4 protein-coding genes and 1 pseudogene are annotated in these 3,551 nt (G+C 69.2%); 3 read left to right on the forward strand and 2 right to left on the reverse strand.

Annotated elements, in window-relative coordinates:
- Nucleotides 1–749, reverse strand: a 749-nt coding sequence (locus H0W38_RS18860) for a TPM domain-containing protein (RefSeq protein ID WP_292457029.1), incomplete at its 3' end; no start/stop codon positions are given.
- A 43-nt stretch (nucleotides 750–792) separates the two neighbouring features.
- The gene (locus H0W38_RS18865) at nucleotides 793–1,440 is read right to left on the reverse strand and encodes a LemA family protein (protein ID WP_292457033.1); all 648 of its coding nucleotides are present in this window, start codon (nucleotides 1,438–1,440) and stop codon (nucleotides 793–795) included.
- 102 nt (nucleotides 1,441–1,542) lie between these two features.
- Between H0W38_RS18865 and H0W38_RS18870 the strand changes: the two genes are divergently transcribed.
- The 3 genes and pseudogenes from H0W38_RS18870 to H0W38_RS18880 all read left to right on the forward strand — a co-directional run.
- Entirely contained in the window at nucleotides 1,543–1,674 is a 132-nt protein-coding gene (locus H0W38_RS18870) for a hypothetical protein (protein ID WP_292457035.1), read from the forward strand.
- The gene (hemE, locus tag H0W38_RS18875; protein ID WP_292457037.1) at nucleotides 1,671–2,819 is read left to right on the forward strand and encodes a uroporphyrinogen decarboxylase; all 1,149 of its coding nucleotides are present in this window, start codon (nucleotides 1,671–1,673) and stop codon (nucleotides 2,817–2,819) included. The genes H0W38_RS18870 and hemE overlap by 4 nt, the downstream gene beginning before the upstream one ends.
- Nucleotides 2,820–3,154: 335 nt before the next feature.
- Nucleotides 3,155–3,551 (forward strand): annotated as a pseudogene (locus H0W38_RS18880) (primosomal protein N'); the annotation flags it as partial.

Here is a 3,551-nt window from a genome sequence, read left to right on the forward strand (position 1 = left end):
AGCCAAGCCAGGCCACCGGCGCCGGCGCCGGTGGCCGCCGAGCCGAGCTTGCGGCCGAGCCGGCCGGTCAGCATCGCACCGACGACCGGCACGGCCAGCAGGAAGAACAGCGCCATGTCCTGCCACTGCGCGCCCGGCTGCGCTTGTGCGCCGCGCGGCTCGGGTGCGGGGAGCGCTTCACCGCGAATGCGGGCGGCCAGCGCATCGACGGCCGCGCTCAGGCCGCCGGCGTAGTCGTTCGCGCGAAAGGCGGGCGTGAGATAGCGGTCGATGATCTGCTTGGCGGCCAAGTCGGGCACCGCGCCTTCCAGCGCCTTGGCCGGCGCAATGCGCAGCCGGCGTTCGTCTTTCGCCACGACGATCAGCAGCCCGTCGCCCACGTCGGCGCGGCCGATCTGCCAGGCGTCACCGACGCGCTGGGTGTAGTCGGCGATGTCCTCCGGCGCGGTGGCCGCCACCATCAGGATCACCAACTGCGAGCCGACCTCTTGCTCGAAGGCGGCGAGCTTGGCGTCCAGCGCGGCGGTCTGCTCCGCGCTCAGCGTGCCGGTCTGATCGATCACCCGCGCCGTGAGCTCGGGCACCGGCACCAGTTCCTGGGCCCGCGCCATCGTGGCGACGAGCGCCAGAGCCAGCGTGAGGGCCAGCAACAGCGCCATCGGCAGCGCCTGCCAGCCGGCGCGCGAGCGGCGCGGCCGGTGCGGTAGCGAGGCGCCGGGCAGCGCCGGCCGGAGTCGCCAATCGCGCATCAAATCTGGCCCGGTGAGCGACGGCACACGGCGCGCTGTCGGCTCATCGCGAAGCTGGCGGTGCTGCAGGCGGTGCGCCGCCCGGCGCGGCCGGCTTGCCGAAGTCGAAATTCACCGCAGGCGGTTGTGAAATCTCGGCCTCGTTCTGCACGGTGAAGTTGGGCTTGGGGTCGTAGCCGAACACCATCGCGGTCAGGTTGTTCGGAAAGCTGCGCGCCAGCACGTTGAACTCCTGCACCGCCTTGATGTAGCGGTTACGCGCCACGGTGATGCGGTTCTCGGTGCCCTCGAGCTGCACGCGCAGGTCCTGGAAGCCCTGGTTGGCCTTGAGGTTCGGGTAGTTCTCCACCACCGCCAGCAACCGGCTCAAGGCGCTCGACACCTCGCCCTGCGCGGCCTGGAAGCGCTGGAACGCGGCCGGGTCGTTCACGAGTTCCGGTGTGGCCTGGATGCTGGTGGCGCGCGAACGCGCCTCGACCACGCGGGTGAGCGTTTCCTGCTCGAAGTTCGCCTCGCCCTTGACGGTGGCGACGATGTTCGGAATGAGGTCGGCGCGTCGCTGGTACTGGTTGAGCACCTCCGACCACGCGGCATTGGTCTGCTCGTCCAGGCGCTGGAAGTCGTTGTAGCCGCAGCCGCCGAGCGCAAGGCTCGCAAAGACGGCAAAAGCGGCGAGAGCGTGTCGGAGCATGGCAGTCCTTTGGGAGGGCAGAGGCTGCGGCGCGCGGGCGGGCGGCCGCAGAGGTGAGCAAGGGCGACGCGGGCCTGCGGCGCGCTGGCTATCCTAACCAGTGTGAAACCCGCCAACGGCCTCGATGTCGCCACTGCGTTGCAGGGCGCACCGACCGCGCTGCGTCCCGGCGGCGCGGCGGCCACGCCGCAGCAGCTTCTGATCGCCGGGGTGCCGCCGATAATCTCGCGATGACCCGCCCCGCCGTCCCTCTTGCACCGCATGTCGCCGACGAGCCTCGCCTGCCGAAGCTCGCCAACGACCGTTTTCTGCGCGCCTGCCTGCGCCTGCCGACCGACTGCACGCCGGTTTGGCTGATGCGCCAGGCCGGCCGCTACTTGCCCGAGTACCGCGCCACGCGCGGGCGCGCCGGCAGCTTCATGGGCCTCGCGACGAACCCCGACTATGCGACCGAAGTGACCTTGCAGCCGCTGCAGCGCTATCCGCTCGACGCGGCGATCCTGTTCTCCGACATCCTCACGGTGCCCGACGCCATGGGGCTGGGGCTGAGCTTCGCGGAGGGCGAGGGCCCGCGCTTTGCGCATCCGCTGCGCACCGAAGCCGATGTGGCGCGCCTCGCGGTGCCCGACATGGCCAAGCTGCGCTACGTGTTCGACGCCGTCGCCTCGATCCGCCGCGCGCTCTCGCAGGACGTGGCCGGCGAGACGACGGGCCGGGTCCCGCTGATCGGCTTTTCCGGCAGCCCGTGGACGCTGGCCTGCTATATGGTCGAAGGCGCCGGCAGCAGCGACTACCGGCTCATCAAGACCATGCTCTACCGCCGCCCGGATCTGCTGCACCGCATCCTGGAGATCAACGCCAATGCGGTCGCCGCCTACCTGAACGCCCAGATCGAGGCCGGCGCGCAGGCGGTGATGGTCTTCGACAGCTGGGGCGGCGTGCTCGCCGACGACGCCTTCCGGCGTTTCAGCCTGGCCTACACCGAACGCGTGCTCGGCCAGTTGAAGCGTGAGCACGACGGCTTGCGGGTGCCGCACATCGTCTTCACCAAGGGCGGCGGGCTGTGGTTGGAGGCGATCGCCGCGAGCGGCTGCGACGTGGTCGGCCTCGACTGGACTGTGAACCTCGGCCAGGCGCGAGCGCGCATCGGCGAGCGGGTGGCGCTGCAGGGCAACCTCGACCCGAACGTGCTGTTCGCCGAGCCGGAGCAGATTCGCGCCGAGGTGGCGCGCACGCTCGACAGCTACGGCTCGCCGTCGGCGGGCAGCGGCCACGTTTTCAATCTCGGCCACGGGATCAGCCAGCACACGCCGCCGCAAAGCGTGAGCGTGCTGGTCGAGGCGGTTCACGAGCATTCGCACACGCAGCGCCGATCTTGAAGCCGGGCGGGTCAGCCCGATCGAATTCGGGGTTTGCCCTGTTCCGCTGGATTGGCGCTTGACTTATCCCCAAAAACGACTCATGGCTCTACGAAGCGCGAAGCTGTTGCGGCGCAGCACCCGATTGGCAAGCATCGCTGCTAAGTCGTTGATTTATATAGGCACGTCGCACTGCCTCAAAATGCCTCAGTCCGTCCACAGGCCAATAAAGACGGGCATTTAGCCGCCGTTTTCGCAGGTTTCCCACAAAGTTTTCCACAGGCTGAGTGGATAGTTCGCAAAGCCTAGATGAATCAACAACTTGGGTCGGTTCTCTGACGATCGTTCGAGGTTTCGTGGCCAAGTCGACTCTTCTTCAATCGCCAGAAGCGGCGGTGCCGGCGGTGCCGGGACACACCCCGGTCGATGTCGCGAGCCGCGTGGCGGTCTTGGTCGATGCGCCCCAGCACAGCGGCCTGCAGGGCGCGCTCGACTACCGGGCCGAGCGACAACATTTGCCGGGAAGCTTGCTGCGCGTGCCGTTCGGGCGCCGCGAGGTGCTGGGCATCGTCTGGGAAGCGCCGGTCGCGTCCGATTTGCCGATGCTCGAACTCGCCTCGCTGCGGCCGGTCGGTGAGTCGCTCGACGCGCTGCCGCCGCTGCCGGCCGGCTGGCGCGCGCTGGTCGACTTTGCCGCCGCCTACTACCAGCGCAGCCCGGGCGAACTGGCGTTGGCGGTGCTGCCGCCCGAAC

Source organism: Methylibium sp., assembly GCF_013817365.1.
Lineage (GTDB): Bacteria > Pseudomonadota > Gammaproteobacteria > Burkholderiales > Burkholderiaceae_C > Methylibium.